This is a genomic window from Stenotrophomonas sp. AS1 (assembly GCF_048957655.1).
Lineage (GTDB): Bacteria > Pseudomonadota > Gammaproteobacteria > Xanthomonadales > Xanthomonadaceae > Stenotrophomonas > Stenotrophomonas bentonitica_A.
In genome coordinates, this window is the sequence record NZ_JARVXM010000010.1 from 19,708 (window position 1) to 35,635 (window position 15,928).

Genomic DNA, 15,928 nt, shown 5'->3' on the forward strand with positions numbered 1-15,928 from the left:
ATTCGGCGGAAGAACAACGACGGCACCGTGAGGTGCCGTCGTTGTTTGTGAGGGGATTGCTGGGCGCGACAGAATGCAAGTTGTTGCATGGTTTCCGGCGCGACCCCGGGGGATGCTGGCGAGCTCTCCCCTTCGGTGTTCTCCAGCATGTGGCGCAACCTCTCCTCGCCGTCCCGCCTGCGGTCTTTCCCGTGCCTTTCAGCGCCTTTGCTGCTTGTGCTGTTCTCCAGTCCCTCCCGTGCGGCAGACATCGATGACGGTCTGCAATTGACGGTGGAGCAGGCGCTCAAGATCGCAGCGCTCAGCGGCGAGGTGGACGAGTGGTCGATCCGGTTGCACAAATTGATGCGGGGAGGAGAGCCTACGGCGCCATTGAGCGAGCCCGACACCGCGGTACTTCATGACACCGTCCAGTTGCTGACAATGGGCAAGCTGGTGACCGAAAATGTTGTCGCAGTGGCGTACGGCAACCGGCTTGAGGGCACAGGGGCAGGTCGTCTACTGGCGGCATCGCAAGCATGGGGATTTGCCGGCGACGGCGCTCGTTGCCTGGCACAGGACGTCCGGCGCGAGCCGGTTGATGGCGCACCTCCCGCCGCCGCACCCACCGATAGGGTGGGCTATCGCGTCCAGTACGTTTGCATCGCACCACATATGCACAAAAGCCGTGCGCTGACACAGCTGATGACGGCTGTCGTGCAGGGACAGGCCGCACCGTCGGTAGATGCACTGGAGCAGTCGATGTTGGCCGGCGAGCGCCGCGACGAGGCCCGGCCCCGGTCGATGAACGGCAGCCTCCATTTGTCCAGCGATGCACACGGCCGTAACTGGACGAGCAGCGGTGCCATTGTGAGCGAACAACTGCTGGCGGAAACAAAGGTGCCGCCCACTGTGTGGATGCCGGCGCCGGTGTCGCAGGCTGAATCGGTGCACATGGCGGTGCAGGAACTGATGCAGCGCATGCAGGTTGCGGGGGAAGTGTCGGCGGACCTGCAGGATGCGATCGCCGCGCACCTCCTGCTGCGCTTTCCGGAAGTGTTGTGGGATGCCGTGCGCGAGGACGTCACCGGGTTCGCGCGCGCAGCTGTCCGCCGCGCAGCGACGGCGGAATGCCGGGTGCAGGAGGTGCAGCAGGGGGAGGACAGGTATGAAGCACGCACCGTTCGCCTGGCGCAGGCAGCCTTGGAATGTACGTTGCCCGCGCTGGAGTGGACGCTTGCGCCTCTGGACGCCCATGATCGTGATGCGACCGCCTTGGCGGCACGCTATCGCCAGTTCCTTCAGCGCGCGACTGAAACGATCGCCACGTCACCTGCACATGCGGCCGCAACCGCAGTGGATTTTCAGCAGGTGTCCGGACCGAATGGCGACGCATGGCACGCCGAGTCAGGTGCTGTGCCCAAGCTGCTGCTGGAGGGCATCCTGCCCGCACCGTTGGTGAAAGAACTCGGCGGCCTGGCCCTGAGCGCAGATGCGCTCCATCCGGATATGCGTTTCGAGCATCTTGACGGGCGCAATCTGGACGAGTCTGGACGCGTGCTTGTGCGCCGCTTCCTGCAGGAACTGCGCGCGGCCAGACAGGTGGAATGACGTGACACTGGCGGGACGCTGATTGCCCGGGGTTTCCCTACTTCACCCCGTGCATCATTCGCTTCAGCAGCGGCGAACAGATCAGTGCGAGTGCCGCGCACCCCAGGCCGATCCACATCAGCAGCCAGAACAGGTGTTCGTAGCTGGCGGCGGCGCTGGCGATGTTCATGGTTTCGCCTTCCGGCACCTCGATCGCGGCGAGCTTGCCGAACAGCGCGGCCAGCGTTTCCGAAAACGCGGTGGCCAGGAACCAGGTGCCCATCATCAGGCTGACCACCCGCGGCGCGGCCAGCTGAGTAACGGCGGACAGACCGACCGGTGACAGGCACATTTCGCCGATCTCCAGGATCAGGTAGGCCAGTACCAGCCACCACACGCTGGCCATCTGCCCGGTCGCGCCCACCTGCTGCGCCGCCAGTGCCAGCGGCACGAACGACAGTGCGGCGAAGATCAGCCCGATCGAGGATTTGACCGGCTTGGACGGGTCCATGCGGCGACGGTCCAGCCACGCCCACAGCATGGCGAACAGCGGCGCGAGCACCACCAGGAACAGGCCGCCCAGGTAAGTCAGCGAGCCGGCGGTCTGCGGAATCACCAGGCAGTCGCGGATCAGCATGACCAGCATCGCCGCGACGATCACGATGAACAATGTGCGTGGCGCGGACGAGCCCGGGCGGCGCTCGGACAGACGCGCGGCCACCACGAAGCCCAGCGGCGCCAGCAGCAGCGAGGCGATCGACCACGGCAGCGGGGTGCCACCCTGGATCACCAGCGACGGCACCAGGTCCTTGGTGAGCAGGCGGTCGGTGAAGGTCACCCAGGAGCCATAGGTCTGCTCGTACAGGGTGAAGAACACCAGCGCCATGAAGATCAGCGCCATCAGCGCGATCATCTGCTGGCGCTGCACCGGCGTGCAGCGGGTGCCGGTGAACCAGGCGAACCAGACCAGCACGCCACCGAGCACCACGATCATCAACATCAGCGCCAAGCTGAGTTCACCACCGAGCGCGAACGCACCATTGGCGGCGGCCCACATCAGCGCGGCCACCGGAATCACGCCCAGCACGGCCACGGCATAGATCAGCCATTCGCGGCGGATGCCGAGCACGCGTTGGCGCAGCGCGGGCAGATCGGACGGTTCGGCGTGGCCCTGCAGATACTTCTGGCCCCACAGGAACATGCCCAGTCCGATCACCATGCCGATGCCGGCCGCACCGAAGCCGTACTTCCAGCCATAGGCTTCGCCGAGGAAGCCGCACACCAGCGAGGCGAACAGCGCGCCCAGGTTGATGCCGGCGTAGAACAGCGAAAAGCCCGAGTCGCGGCGCGGATCGTTTTCCGGGTACAGCTTGCCGACGATGGTGGAGATGTTCGGCTTGAGGAAGCCCACGCCCATGATGATCAGGGCCAGCGACAGATAGGTGATGCCCAGCGCGGCATCATCGCGGACCACCGCGCCATCGACGCGGACCGCTGCGTGACCTTCGAAGGCCATGCCCAGGTGGCCGAGCACCAGCAGCACGCCGCCGAACACCACCGCCTTGCGCATGCCCAGCCAGCGGTCGGCGAGCAGGCCGCCGAAGACCGGGATGCAGTAGACCAGGCCGCCATAGGCACCGAGCAGATCCAGGCCGGCCTTGTCGCCGAACAGGTGGTATTTGGTGAGGTACAGCAGCAGCAGCGCCTTCATCCCGTAGAACGAGAACCGCTCCCACATCTCGGTGAAGAAGCAGATGTAGACGCCCTTGGGATGGCCAAGGAAGTCGTCGGTCGCGGTGGAGGTCGAGGCGGCGGGCAGGACGGCTGCGGTCATCGAGGGCTGGGGCAGGGCGGACAAGGGGGCGAGTATAGGCCCGGGGCGAAGGGTCAGCCGTGCCGTGTCTGGCCGCTCCGCTGTCGTAGTGCCGGCCGCTGGCCGGCAGCCTCAGGCGCCCGGCATCGCGCGCTTACAGATAGCGAAGCCAGGCCAGATCCCGCCGCCGCGCCTTGAACCGCGCGAATGCCCGTGTCGGCCAATACAGCGCCACTGCCAGCACCGCGGTGATCACCCACAGGCTCGCCACGAGATCGACCGCGAAGTAGCTGCCATGGGTCTGGCCCCAGCGTGCTTCGGCCAGCACGTACAGCAGCTTCAGCACATACAGGTGCAGCAGGTAGAAGAACATCGGCGCCGCGCCGATGTCGGCCAATGGCGCCAGCGCCCGGGCCACGCGCGGCTGTTCGTACAGGCGCAGCAACAGCAGGCCGATGCCCAGGGTCAGCAGCAGGAACAGCAGCGAGGGCGGGTACTTGGTCACGTTGAAGAAGCTCATCAGCGTATTGCCCAACGTGGCCAAGGACTGCCACGGGCTGTCGCCGTAAGCGTTGATCGCCCGCAGCAGCACGAAGGCGAGCAGCGCACCGGCACCGGCCAGCCACAGGCGACGCTGGCGCAGGAGGGCATCGCCGCCGCGTGCGAACCACGGGCCGATCACCCACCCGAGTGCAATCACGCCGATCCACGGCAGCACCGGATACGAGGTACGCAGGCGCAGCCCGTCGGTCACCGTGATCCAGTCGCGCTGGTGCAGCACTTTCCACAACACGGCCAGCGCCCCGTCACCCTGCACGCGGATGCCATCGAGCAGGTTGTGCCCGGCGATCACGGCCAGCGCCAGCACCGCCAGCGCGCCGCGCGGGAGCCAGAGCAGCCCGGCCAGCGCGATCATGCTGATGCCGATTGCCCAGATCACCTGCAGGTAGACGACGCTCGGTGGGAACTGCAGCGTCCAGGCGAAGTTGACCACCAGCAGTTCCAGCACCACCAGGAACAGGCCGCGCTTGAGCAGGAAGGCCGAGGCGGCCCGGCGCCCATCCGGTTTGCCGCTGGCGTACAGCCAGGCCGACAGGCCGGTCAGCAGCACGAACACCGGGGCACACAGATGCGCCAGCAGCCGGCTGACGAACAGGGCCGGCTCCACCTGGTCCACCGCCATCGGGTCGGACACCTGGGCATGCAGGTAGAAGGTTTCGCGCACGTGGTCGAGCAGCATCAGCACGATCACGGTGCCGCGCAGCTGGTCGATGGAGGTCAAACGGGAGGCGGGGGAATGCGTCACAGCGGCGCCGGTTACTCGGTACGATAGGATATAACATAACTAAATTGGATGGGCCCGGCCTGGGACGTTGCCGAGTCCGGCGTGTCGCCACTCCGGTGGCACGCGCAGGTCAACAGGCGCCTCGATCGGGTGGTGAAGCGTTGACGCCAGCGGCCGGCACTACTGGACTTGCCCGTACATGAACGCTAGCGTGGCAGGGATTTTTTGCCAGCAGGGGCTTCCATGAACAACGACGCTGCGCCACGCCAGCTCACTTTCCGTGCGGTGGTGCTTGCCATCGTGCTGGCGGTGATTCTGTCGGCCGCCAACGCCTACCTCGGTCTGTTCGCAGGCCTGACCATCGCCACCGCCATTCCCGCCGCGGTCATTTCCATGGGAGTGCTGCGCCTGCTCGGCGGTGGCACGATCCTGGAAAACAACATCGTCCAGACCGGTGCTTCGGCCGGTTCGTCGATCGCCGCCGGTGTGATCTTCACCATCCCCGCGCTGGTGATCATGGGCTACTGGCCGGACTTCAAGTACTGGTGGGTGCTGGGCATCGCCGGTCTGGGTGGCCTGCTGGGCGTGCTGTTCTCGGTGCCGCTGCGCCGTTCGATGATCGTGGAAGATCCGCTTCCGTTCCCGGAAGGCAAGGCCGCCGCCGAAGTGCTCAAGGCCGGTGAAAACCCGGGCCCGGGCCTGAAGATCCTGGCCGTGTCGGCGGTGATCGGCGCCTTCGTGAAGCTGGCCGCCGAAAGCGGCCTGCGCCTGATCCCGGATGCCTGGGCCACCTCGGCCTACGTCGGTACCTCGAAGATCACCGCCTTCATCGGCACCAACCTGTCCCCGGCGCTGCTGGGCGTGGGCTACATCGTCGGCCTGAATGTCGGCATCGTAGTGGTGTCCGGTTCGATCCTGACCTGGCATATCGCAATTCCGCTGTACCAGGCGTTCTTCATGAACACCGATCCGGCGCTGGCCGCCTCGATCGCCACGGTCAGTTCGACGGAAGCGGCCTTCGCCATCTGGGGCGCGAAGATGCGTTACCTGGGCGTGGGCGCGATGCTGATCGGCGGCGTCTGGACCCTGATCTCGCTGCGCAAGTCGCTGCTCAACGGCGTCAAGAGTGGCTTTGCCGCGGCCCGCAAGAGCGGTGGCCCGGCGCTGGCGCACACCGAACGCGACCTGCCGATGAAGTGGATGCTGGTGGCCCTGGTGGTGTTCACCCTGCCGCTGCTGGCGCTGTACCAGGCCATCGTGGGCCAGTGGCACGTGTCGATCCCGATGACCCTGATCATGATCGTGGCCGGCTTCCTGTTCGTCTCGGTCTCGGCCTACCTGGCCGGCCTGATCGGCTCGTCCAACAACCCGGTCTCGGGCATCACCATCTCCACCATTCTGTTCGCCTCGGCGGTACTGGTGCTGCTGCTCGGCAAGGATGGCCTGACCCCGGTTGGCATCGGCGGTGCGCCGCTGGGCGCGGTGGCCGCGATCATGATCGGCGCGGTGGTGTGCTGCGCGGCCGCGGTCGGCGGTGACAATCTGCAGGACCTCAAGGCCGGGTACATCGTCGGCGCCACCCCGTGGAAGCAGCAGCTGATGCTGGGTATCGGCGCATTCTCGTGCGCACTGATCATGGCCCCGGTGCTGAACCTGCTGGCCACCGCCTACGGCATCGGCGTGAAGTCCGAGCTGCATCCCAACGCGCTGGCCGCGCCGCAGGCCAACCTCATGGCCTCGGTGGCCAAGGGCCTGTTCGGCGGCGAGCTGCCGTGGACCTTCATCGGTATCGGTGCGGTGGTCGGTGCGGCGATCATCGCCTTCGACAGCTGGCTGAAGTCGCGCAATGCCCGCTTCCGCGTGCCGGTGCTGGCCGCCGCGATCGGCATCTACCTGCCGCTGGAACTGATGGTCCCGATCTTCCTGGGTGGCCTGATCGCCTACCTGGTGGAGCGCTTCCACAAGATCCGTGGCGATGATGAAGAAGGCCGTGATCGTGTGCACAAGCCGGGCGTGCTGTTCGCCGCCGGCCTGATCACCGGTGAAGCCCTGATGGGCATCGCCATCGCGATCCCGATCGTGGTCAGCAGCCGCGCCGATGTGCTGGCGCTGCCGTTCCACCTGCCGGGCGCGCAGTGGATCGGCCTGGCCGTGCTGTTCCTGGTCGGTTGGCTGATCTACCGCACCGGCAAGCGCGCGGTGGGTTCGGTCTAAGCAACAACGACTCCGATCCGGGTCATGACACACCCCGCTCCGGCGGGGTGTGTCGTTTCTGCGTTCAGCCAATGCGCCGGCATGACCGATGGCCTTTGCATGTGCGGCCCTTGCGGCCCTAACATCGGCGTTTTGCCGTTCCGCGGAGACCCCGATGAAACTTCGTTACGCCCTGCTGCCGTTGTGCCTGCTGACCGCGATGCCCTCGCTGGCGGCCACGCGTGGCCTGGATGTGCGCGACATGATCGCGCTGGATCGGGTCTCCAGCCCGCTGCTCACCGCCGATGGCGGCAACGTCATCTTCGCCAAGCGCGTGGTCGGCACCGACAGCAAGGCCAGCACCGGCCTGTACATCCGCAACCTGCGCACGCGCGACCTGGCCCCGCCCAAGCCGCTGACCCCGGCCGGCTGGAACGTCAATTCCGCCGCGCTGTCGGCCGATGGCCAGACCGTGTATTTCCTGAGCGCCAGGAATGGCAGCCAGCAGCTCTACGCGCAGCCGGCCACCGGCGGCACGCCGCGCCAGCTGACCGATTTCCCGGTCGATGTGGACAGCTTCCACGTCTCCCCGCAGGGCGACCGCGTGGCCTTCAGCAGCGGCGTGTTCCAGGACTGCGGTTCGGACCTGGCCTGCACCAGCAAGAAGCTGGACGCGCACAAGGCGCGCAAGAACACCGGCGAGGTGTTCGACAACCTGTTCGTGCGCCATTGGGACACCTGGGCCGACGGCCGCCGCAACACGCTGTTCGTGGCGCCGCTGCCGGCCGCCAAGGCCGCGGCGGTGAAGGGCGCCTCGGCGATCAGCGCAACGCTGGCCGGCGATGCACCGTCCAAGCCGTTCGGTGGCAATGACGACTTCACCTGGTCGCCGGATGGCAAGAGCGTGGTCGCCGCGATCCGCGTGGCCGGCAAGCAGGAGCCGTGGTCGACCAACTTCGACCTGTACCGTCTGGATGCCGAGGGCAAGCAGGCGCCGGTCAACCTGACCGCGTCCAACCCGGCCTGGGATGCCGGCCCGGTGTTCAGTGCCGACGGCAAGACCCTGTACTACCGTGCCATGAAGCGCCCGGGCTTCGAAGCGGACCGCTTCGGCCTGATGGCGATGGACGTGGCGACCGGCAAGGCCCGCGAGATCGCCCCCAAGTGGGATCGTTCGGCCGGCGAGATCGTGCTGTCCGGTGACGGCAGCCTGATCTACACCAGCGCCGACGACATGGGCGAGCACCGCCTTTTCGCCGTGGACATCGCCACGGGCAAAGCCGAAGTGGTGGTGGACGGCGGCAGCATCGGCTCGCCGGTGATCGCCGGCACTACCCTGGCGTATACGAAGAACAGCCTGAAGAGCGGCGACCAGATCGTCGTGGCCGCCTTCGATGGCGCCAACCCGCGCGAGATCACCCCCAGCGCCGGCGAGATGCTGCCCGATGTCGCCTTCGGCGATTACGAGCAGTTCCAGTTCAAGGGCTGGAACAACGAGACCGTGCACGGTTACGTGGTCAAGCCGTACAACTACCAGGAAGGCAAGCGCTACCCGGTCGCGTTCCTGATCCACGGCGGCCCGCAGGGCAGCTTCGGCAATGGCTGGAGCTATCGCTGGAACCCGCAGACCTACGCCGGGCAGGGCTACGCAGTGGTCATGATCGACTTCCACGGCTCCACCGGTTACGGCCAGGCCTTCACCGACGCGATCAGCCAGCACTGGGGCGACCGCCCGCTGGAAGATCTGCAGAAGGGCTGGGCCGCGGCACAGAAGCAGTACCCGTTCCTCAACGGCGACAAGGCATGCGCGCTGGGCGCCAGCTACGGCGGCTTCATGGTCAACTGGATCGCCGGCAACTGGAACGAGCCGTGGAAGTGCCTGGTCAACCATGACGGCGTGTTCGATCAGCGCATGATGGGCTACGCCACCGAAGAACTGTGGTTCACCGAGTGGGAGCAGGGCGGCACGCCGTATGAGAAGGCCGCCAACTACGAGAAGTTCAACCCGGTCAACCACGTCTCGGACTGGAAGAAGCCGATCCTGATCGTGCACGGCCAGCTCGACTACCGCATTCCGGTGGAGCAGGGCCTGGCGGCGTTCACCGCCGCGCAGCGCCAGGGCATCGAGTCCAAGTTCCTGTATTTCCCGGACGAGAACCACTGGGTGCTCAAGCCGCAGAACAGCGTGCAGTGGCATGACACCGTCAACGGCTGGCTGAAGCAGCACATCGGCGAGTAAACCGGTTCGACGCGCCGCCCCCAGGGGCGGCGCTTGTTCATGGCACCGGGTCTCGTTGGCCGTGGTGTCACCGGTGATCGGTGGTGTTGTAACCGACCATTGTCGGCGGTGTGACCGACTATTGCCGGCGGTGTGACCGACTATTGCCGGCGTTGTAACCGGTAGAGCCGACCGTTGGTCGGCTGCTCTTTTACGGCAGCCGACCAACGGTCGGCTCTACCCGTGATTGTTTCCCGAAACGTGCCGAATCGCACGCCCATCGTCCAGGCATTCCACACCCGTGAAAGCACCCGCCCTGATCCAGAACGACATCGTCGTCTTCGGCCTGATCGCCGCCACCCTCGGCGCCGTGTTCTGGACTGCCTCGCGCGAGCAGGGGCCGTGGAAGCGTTTCTACACCTACGTGCCAGCCCTGTTGCTGTGCTACCTGATTCCCGGGGTGTACAACACCGTCGGCCTGATCGATGGCCAGAACACCCATCTCTACAACCCGGTCGCCCGCGACATCCTGCTGCCCGCTGCGCTGGTACTGCTCACCTTGGCCGTGGATATCAAGGGCATCCTGCGGCTGGGACCGAAACTGATCGTGATGTACCTGGGCGCCTCGCTGAGCATCATGGTCGGCGCGGTGGTCGCGTTTCAGTTGATGAAGTGGCTGCATCCGGCAACCGTGGCCGGCGATACCTGGGCCGGCATGGCCGCGCTGGCAGGAAGCTGGATCGGCGGTGGTGCCAACATGCTGGCGATGCGCGAAGTGTTCGATGTCAACGCGACCACCTTCGGGCAGTTCGCGGTGGTCGATGTCGGTGTCGGCTACGTGTGGATGGCGGTGCTGATCTTCATGGCCGGGCGTTCGGCGAAGATCGATGCGCGCAGTGGGGCCGATACCTCGGGCATCGATGCGCTCAAGCTGCGCATCCAGGCCTTCCAGGCGCAGCACGAGCGCGTGGCCAGCCTGACCGACCTGATGCTGATCGTCGCCGTTGCCTTCGGCGTGGTGGGGCTGTCGCATGCGATCGCCGGTCCGGTCTCGGCGTGGTTCAAGGGCCATGTCGCCTGGGCCTCGCAGTTCAGCCTGGACGCGCCCTTCGTATGGGTAGTGGTGATCTCCACCACCTGCGGCCTGGCGCTGAGCTTCACCCGTGCGCGCAATCTGGAAGGCGCCGGTGCCTCCAAGCTGGGTTCGCTGCTGCTGTACTTCCTGATCGCCTGCATCGGCATGCAGATGGATCTGCTGGCATTGCTGGACCGCCCTTGGCTGTTCCTGCTTGGCCTGATCTGGATCGCGGTGCACATCGTGCTGCTGTGGGCGCTGGCGCGCGCGCTGAAGGTGCCGTTCTTCTACTTTGCGATCGGCTCGCAATCCAACATCGGCGGGCCGGCCTCGGCGCCCGTGGTCGCGGCGGCGTTCCACCCCTCGTTGGCACCGGTCGGCGTGCTGCTGGGCACGATGGGCTACGCGACGGGCACGTACCTGGCCTACATCGTGGGCATCACGCTGCGCGCGATGGCAGGGTAGAGCCGACCGTTGGTCGGCTGCTGTCACGTCGCGTCACAGCGCACGACAGCCGACCAACGGTCGGCTCTACGGCAGAAGCAACCTGCGCTAGATCAACCAGGCAAGTGCATCTTCACCGTCCTGCTCGAACCGCGCCGAGTGAAGACCCCGGCGCCGATGCGATTGGCGCGTCGCCACGCGCCCGGGAGTTACCGCGCGTGCGGATTTACGCGGTAAGAAGGCCGCGTTCGAGTAACCACGCTCTGGCATCTTCTGCATCCTGCTCGAACCACGCCTTCGTAGACCCCAACCGATACGTATACCCCCACGCATCCATGTCGGCCATCAGGCGCGCGCTGCCTACCCCCGGTAGTTGCCCGGCCAGCACGATCTGCAGGTAGCAGGTGGCGTCTTCTTCGGGTACCGAATCGGTGGCATCGGTGTGCACCAGCGCACGCCGCTCCGGCGGCAGCACGATCAGGTGGCAGGCTTCGTGCAGCATCGAGTGCACGGGCGTGTCATCGCGGACATAGACATCGCTGCCGATGATGCCGGCTTCGGGTTCGCCCCAGTAGCTGCCCGGAATCGGCGCGCCATCGGCCACACGATGCAGGCGCAGATCGTGGGCCGCGAGCAGGGCGCGGGCGTCGTCGAAACGGATATCGCCGAGGCGGGTGACCTGCGGTTCGGCGGTGGGGGCAGCGTCGTTCATGGGTTACCGCTCAACCGCCCCTTCCGGGGCGGAAGGGGCGATGTCGATCAGGGCTGCTGCGGGCCTTCCGGCAAGGCGACGGAAATATCGAGCACATCGTGCTCGCCGTCCTTGACCAGGTCGACCTTGACCGCATCAGCGTCGATGTTGACGTACTTCTTGATCACTTCCAGCAGCTCGCGCTGCAGCAGGGGCAGGTAGTCCGGGCCGCCGCGGTGGCTGCGTTCCTGCGCGATGATGATCTGCAGGCGGTTCTTGGCCGTTTCGGCAGTGGTCTTCTTTCGGTTCAGGAAATCGAACAGTCCCATGCTTACCCTCCGAACAGCTTGCTGAAGAAGCCTTTCTTCTCCACGGTGGTGAAGCGCATCGGACGCTCTTCGCCAAGGATGCGGCCAACCGCATCTTCGTATGCCTGGCCCGCCGCCGATTCGGGGTCCAGAATGACCGGTTCACCCTTGTTGGACGCATTGAGCACGTCGCCCGACTCGGGCACCACGCCAATGGCCTTCAGGCCCAGCACTTCTTCGACGTCGGTGATGCTGAGCATCTCCCCGCTTTCCACCCGCACCGGGCTGTAGCGCGTGAGCAGCAGGAAGGCCGGCACGTTCTTGCCGGATTCGGCCTTGTGGGTCTTCGAGTCGAGCAGGCCGATGATGCGGTCCGAGTCGCGCACCGAAGACACTTCCGGGTTCACCACCACGACCGCACGGTCGGCATAGTACATCGCCAGGAACGCGCCCTTCTCGATGCCGGCCGGGGAGTCGCAGATGATGTATTCGAAGCCGTCGGCGACCAGGTCGTCGAGCACCTTGCGCACGCCTTCCTGGGTCAGCGCGTCCTTGTCGCGGGTCTGCGAGGCAGCCAGCACGTACAGGTTGTCGAAGCGCTTGTCCTTGATCAGGGCCTGCTTGAGGGTCGCTTCGCCGTGCACGACATTGACGAAGTCGTACACCACGCGGCGCTCGCAGCCCATGATCAGGTCGAGGTTGCGCAGGCCGACGTCGAAGTCGATCACGGCCACCTTCTTGCCACGACGTGCCAGCCCGCAGGCCAGGCTGGCGCTGCTGGTGGTCTTGCCGACGCCGCCCTTGCCGGAGGTGACTACGATGATTTCAGCCAAAGGATTTCTCCTGATTCTTCTGTTTGGGGGCTGCGTCAGTCCAGCGCAGCGATCTTGATCTGGTCCTGTTCCAGCCACACCTGCACGGCCTTGCCGCGCAGGGAGTCCGGAACATCGTCCAGTACCTTGTAATGGCCGGCGATGGCGACCAGTTCAGCGTGGAATTCACGGCAGAAAATACGCGCCGTGGTGTTGCCCTGGGCACCTGCCAGGGCACGGCCCCGCAGCGTACCGTAGATGTGGATGCTGCCGTCGGCGATCACTTCGGCGCCGGCGCCGACGGTGGCCATGACGGTCAGGTCGCAGTTCTCCGCGTACAGCTGCTGGCCCGAGCGGACATTGACGGTCTGCATGCGGCCCGGCTTGGGCGCGCCACCGGTGGCCACGGCATTCGGGGCAGGCGCCGCGGGTACGGCGGCAGCGGCACGCGAACGGCGCGGCGGCTCGGCGACCGGCGCGCGGGCAGGCGCGGGGGCGGGCTCGGCTTCGGCACGCTCGTACTGGGCGCGGAACTTGGCCAGCAGCGGCAGGCCGAGCTGCTGGGAGAGCAGGTCGGTTTCGGTGGTGCCATAGGCCAGCGCGACCGGCAGCACGCCGGCCCTGCGCAGGCCATCCAGCAGTGCCTTGGCGGTGGCCACGTCGGGTATTTTGCTGAGTCCGCCGAAATCCAGGATCACTGCGGCACGCCCGAACAGCTTCGGCGCACGCGCGACACGTTCCTGCATTTCCCGGGTAAGGCGTTCGACATCGAGGGTGCGGATGCGCAGATTTGCGATGCCGACCTGGCCGATCTTCAGTTCGCCGGCCTGTTCAAAATCCATGTTCGCTGCCACCGATCAGGTCCCCGTCTGCTGCTGCGCGCGCAGCGGCTCGCGGCGATGGCCCACCCAGGGCACATCCGGCAGCTGGTCGCCGTAGGTGTCGTGCACCCACTGGTAACTGCACAGGTCCTTGAGCAGCATGCTGGCACGCACATCCACGTGGGCCATGTTGTTCTGCCCGACTTCGCGGAAGCCGAAGCTGCCGTGGAAGAGCAGGGCGGCATCGGCGCCGTGGTCCAGGAAGACTTCGCAGGTGAGCTGCGGATAGCGCAGCTCGGCGTAGCTCTGGGCATCGGCATAGAACGCACGGCCGACACCACCGCCGCGACGGCGGCTGGCGACCACGATGCGGTCGATGTAGAAGAATTTGGTATCCAGCTGCTGCTTGAACCAGGCGAAGTTGCTGCTGTCGTGCTGGCTGTCGCTGCCGAAGCCGATCAGGAAACCGGCTAGGTTGCCGTCGCGCTCGGCGACGCGGAAATACTCAGCGCTCTCATAGAACAGACGCAGGCGGGCGGCATCCAACGGCAGGATGGCCAGGCCGGCATTGTTGTTCAGGGCCAGGACGGAATCGAGCTCGTGCTCGCGCACGTCGCGGATGACAATCGACATTGTGACTCCGTGGGGTAACGCGGTTGGCCCATCGAGGGGCCCTCGGTCCGATTATTGCATGGGTGGCTTCCCCCCGCGAGCCGACAGGCATGACTTCTGTGGGAGTGCAGGGGAACAGGTTCAGCCTACTATGCGTCCATGTTGGGATACCTCAGCCACACCCGAGTACTGCGACTGGCCGGCCTGTTCACCTGGGTCATGGTCGGACTTCCTTTGGTTTACTCGCAGTACGAAGCGCTGCTGCGCCGCGGCGGTGGCGTCGATGCGTGGGCGCTGTGGCTGTTCGCCGCGTACCTGGCCTTCGGTGCCGGCTACTTCTGGCTGACCCGCGGGCTGCGCAACGGCGGCCACTCGCGCTGGTACGACCGGGTCATGCTGGTGCTGCTCACCGCCTCGGCGCTGGGCGTGAGCTACCTGAGCGGTTCGGGGCTGGGCAGCATCCTGATGATGGTCGCTGCCGGGGTCATTCCCTGGATGCTGCCGGTGCGCGGCGGGGTGATCTGGCTGTTGTTGAGCCAGCTGGCGGTCCTGCCGGTCTACTACCTGATCCTGAATTTCTCGCTGTTCGAGGCGGTGATGCAGTCGCTGCTGTATGGCGGCTTCTCCATGTTCATCTTCGTGACCAGCCTGGTGGCCCGGCAGCAGACCGATGCCCGCGAGGAACAGCGCCGGCTCAATACCGAGCTGCGCGCCACCCGCGTGCTGCTGGCCGAAAGCGCCCGGGTCAATGAACGCACCCGCATCTCCCGCGAGCTGCACGACCTGCTGGGCCACCACCTCACCGCCCTCAGCCTCAACCTGGAGGTGGCCGGCCACATCACCGAGGGCCAGGCCCAGGAGCATGTGCACCAGGCCCACACCCTGGCCAAGCTGCTGCTGACCGACGTGCGCGAGGCGGTGAGCCAGCTGCGCGACAGCGGCGCGATCGACCTGGCCGCGGCCCTGCGCCCGCTGACCGAGCAGGTCCCCTCGCTGGACATCCACCTGGATATCGACGAGCCGCTGAGCGTGGAAGACCCCGAGCGGGCCCACGTACTGCTGCGCTGCACCCAGGAAATCATCACCAATGCGGTGCGCCACGCCGGCGCGCGCAACCTGTGGATCAAGGTCCGGCGCGAGCCACCGGGCATCGTGGTGCTGGAAGCGCATGATGACGGGGTGGGGGCCGACGGCATCGTGGTCGGCAACGGGTTGCGCGGGATGCGCGAGCGCCTGCAACAATGCGGTGGTGAGCTGCAGATCGAAACCCGCCGGGGCCAGGGCTTCCGCCTTCGTGCCTCGGTACCCGGCGTGCCAGTATTGATGCTGAGCGCTGTCATTGAAGGAGTGCGTTGATGATTCGCGTCTGCCTGGTCGACGACCAAACCCTGGTGCGGCAGGGGATCCGCTCGCTGCTGGCGCTCGATGACGGCATCGAGGTGGTCGCCGAGGCCGCCGATGGCCGCCAGGCAGTCGAGGTGGTCCCGCAGGTCCGCCCGGACGTGGTCCTGATGGACATGCGCATGCCGGTGATGTCCGGCCTGGAGGCGCTGCAGATGCTGTCGCGGCTGAACCAGCTGCCGCCGACCATCATCCTGACCACCTTCGATGACGACCAGCTTGTGCTGGCCGGGCTCAAGGCCGGCGCCAAGGGCTATCTGCTCAAGGATGTGACCCTGGACCAGCTGGTGGGGGCGATCCGGACCGTGGCCGATGGCGGCTCGCTGGTCCAGCCGGCGGTCACCCAGCGGCTGCTGTCCGGGCTGGAGCACATGCGCAACGAGTTCGTGAGCCTGGACCGGCCCGACCCGCTGACCGACCGCGAGACCGAGATCCTGCGGCTGATGGCCAGCGGCTTCTCCAACAAGGAGATCGCCAATTCATTGGGTGTGGCCGAGGGCACCATCAAGAACCACGTGTCCAACATCCTCTCCAAGCTGGGCGTGCGCGACCGCACCCGGGCCGTGCTCAAGGCCTTCGAACTGCAGCTGGTCTGAGCCGCGCGGACCGGCGGAGGCCATCGTGCAGCCGCCGGTCACGACGTATTTGCCGAATTTCGTGAAACCCTTGCGGCGCAAGCGATGCGG

At 66.2% G+C, this 15,928-nt stretch carries 13 protein-coding genes; 6 read left to right on the forward strand and 7 right to left on the reverse strand.

Features of this window, described 5'->3' with window-relative positions:
* The first annotated feature begins 147 nt into the window (after positions 1-147).
* Positions 148-1,590, forward strand: coding sequence for a hypothetical protein (locus PV764_RS19020; RefSeq protein ID WP_421117293.1), 1,443 nt, complete (start codon positions 148-150; stop codon positions 1,588-1,590).
* Positions 1,591-1,627: 37 nt separating this feature from the next.
* Here the strand turns inward: PV764_RS19020 and PV764_RS19025 are convergent, their stop codons facing one another.
* Positions 1,628-3,403 (reverse strand): peptide MFS transporter, encoded by a 1,776-nt coding sequence (locus tag PV764_RS19025; protein ID WP_421117294.1) that lies wholly within the window; start codon positions 3,401-3,403, stop codon positions 1,628-1,630.
* Positions 3,404-3,536: 133 nt separating this feature from the next.
* Entirely contained in the window at positions 3,537-4,688 is a 1,152-nt protein-coding gene (locus PV764_RS19030) for a DUF1624 domain-containing protein (RefSeq protein WP_421117295.1), read from the reverse strand.
* Positions 4,689-4,910: 222 nt separating this feature from the next.
* Here PV764_RS19030 and PV764_RS19035 point away from each other — a divergent pair, with 222 nt between their 5' ends.
* The 3 genes from PV764_RS19035 (at position 4,911) to PV764_RS19045 (ending at position 10,618) form a co-directional block, all read left to right on the forward strand.
* Entirely contained in the window at positions 4,911-6,881 is a 1,971-nt protein-coding gene (locus PV764_RS19035) for an OPT family oligopeptide transporter (RefSeq protein ID WP_421117296.1), read from the forward strand.
* Between the two features lie 154 nt (positions 6,882-7,035).
* Positions 7,036-9,099: a prolyl oligopeptidase family serine peptidase gene (locus PV764_RS19040; protein WP_046273778.1), complete on the forward strand. Its 2,064-nt coding sequence runs from the start codon at positions 7,036-7,038 to the stop codon at positions 9,097-9,099.
* A 280-nt stretch (positions 9,100-9,379) separates the two neighbouring features.
* Positions 9,380-10,618: a DUF819 domain-containing protein gene (locus tag PV764_RS19045; protein ID WP_172838052.1), complete on the forward strand. Its 1,239-nt coding sequence runs from the start codon at positions 9,380-9,382 to the stop codon at positions 10,616-10,618.
* A 205-nt stretch (positions 10,619-10,823) separates the two neighbouring features.
* Here the strand turns inward: PV764_RS19045 and PV764_RS19050 are convergent, their stop codons facing one another.
* The 5 genes from PV764_RS19050 to PV764_RS19070 are packed head-to-tail and all read right to left on the reverse strand — an operon-like array spanning position 10,824 to position 13,862.
* On the reverse strand, positions 10,824-11,309 hold the full coding sequence (locus tag PV764_RS19050) for a hypothetical protein (RefSeq protein ID WP_421117297.1): 486 nt from the start codon (positions 11,307-11,309) through the stop codon (positions 10,824-10,826).
* Between the two features lie 47 nt (positions 11,310-11,356).
* Positions 11,357-11,617, reverse strand: coding sequence for a cell division topological specificity factor MinE (gene minE / locus PV764_RS19055; protein ID WP_017355894.1), 261 nt, complete (start codon positions 11,615-11,617; stop codon positions 11,357-11,359).
* Between the two features lie 2 nt (positions 11,618-11,619).
* Positions 11,620-12,429 (reverse strand): septum site-determining protein MinD, encoded by an 810-nt coding sequence (gene minD / locus PV764_RS19060; protein WP_019184543.1) that lies wholly within the window; start codon positions 12,427-12,429, stop codon positions 11,620-11,622.
* 35 nt (positions 12,430-12,464) lie between these two features.
* Positions 12,465-13,250: a septum site-determining protein MinC gene (gene minC, locus PV764_RS19065; RefSeq protein ID WP_019184542.1), complete on the reverse strand. Its 786-nt coding sequence runs from the start codon at positions 13,248-13,250 to the stop codon at positions 12,465-12,467.
* 15 nt (positions 13,251-13,265) lie between these two features.
* Positions 13,266-13,862 carry a GNAT family N-acetyltransferase gene (locus PV764_RS19070; protein ID WP_019184541.1) on the reverse strand — a complete coding sequence of 199 codons (597 nt, stop codon included), beginning with the start codon at positions 13,860-13,862 and terminating at the stop codon, positions 13,266-13,268.
* A gap of 138 nt (positions 13,863-14,000) precedes the next feature.
* On the opposite strand from PV764_RS19070, the gene PV764_RS19075 reads away from it, so the two are divergent.
* Together PV764_RS19075 and PV764_RS19080 are read left to right on the forward strand one after the other, a co-directional pair.
* Positions 14,001-15,197, forward strand: coding sequence for a sensor histidine kinase (locus PV764_RS19075; protein ID WP_019184540.1), 1,197 nt, complete (start codon positions 14,001-14,003; stop codon positions 15,195-15,197).
* Positions 15,197-15,838, forward strand: a complete 642-nt coding sequence (locus tag PV764_RS19080) for a response regulator (RefSeq protein ID WP_019184539.1) — start codon at positions 15,197-15,199, stop codon at positions 15,836-15,838. The genes PV764_RS19075 and PV764_RS19080 overlap by 1 nt, the downstream gene beginning before the upstream one ends.
* The last annotated feature ends 90 nt before the right edge of the window (positions 15,839-15,928 follow it).